This window comes from Streptomyces recifensis (assembly GCF_002154615.1).
In the GTDB taxonomy this organism is placed as follows: domain Bacteria; phylum Actinomycetota; class Actinomycetes; order Streptomycetales; family Streptomycetaceae; genus Streptomyces; species Streptomyces griseoluteus.
Genome location: NZ_MUNH01000133.1, coordinates 174 through 755, shown reverse-complemented (window position 1 = coordinate 755; position 582 = coordinate 174). Strand labels below are relative to the sequence as shown.

Below are 582 nucleotides of genomic sequence, written 5' to 3'. Positions count from 1 at the left end.
GAGCGCACCTACGCGGGCCTTCCGGTCCTCGGCGGCGACCTCGTGGTGCACACCGCCAAGTCCGGCAAGGCCGAGGGCGTCACCAAGGCCACCAAGTCGGCCATCAAGGTGGCCTCGCTGAAGCCGCAGATCACCCCGGCCAAGGCGGAGAAGCAGGCCGTCGGCGTCGCGAAGACGCTCGGCTCCGCCAAGACCGCCGCGGACGGCGCCCGCAAGGTCATCTGGGCCGGCTCCGGCANNCCAGGACGACGGCACCCCGAACCAGCTCCACGTGATCACCGACGCCGCCACCGGCAAGAAGCTCTTCGAGTACCAGGGCGTCGAGAACGCGACCGGCAAGACGCTGTACTCCGGCACGGTCACCCTCAACTCCGTGCAGTCGGGCTCGACGTACCAGCTCACCGACAGCGCCCGGGGCAACCACAAGACCTACAACCTGGCCCGCAAGACGTCCGGCACCGGCACTCTGGTGTCCAGCACCACCAACGTCTTCGGCACCGGCACCGCCTCCAGCTCCTCCTCCGACCAGACCGCGGCCGCTGACGCCGCCTACGGCGCGGCGGAGACCTGGGACTTCTACAA

Annotated in this window: 1 pseudogene (cut by a window edge); it reads left to right on the top strand. The window is 69.7% G+C overall.

Features of this window, described 5'->3' with window-relative positions:
- Window positions 1-582 (top strand): annotated as a pseudogene (locus tag CCN33_RS08740) (M4 family metallopeptidase) (its annotated part continues 173 nt past the right edge of the window); the annotation flags it as partial.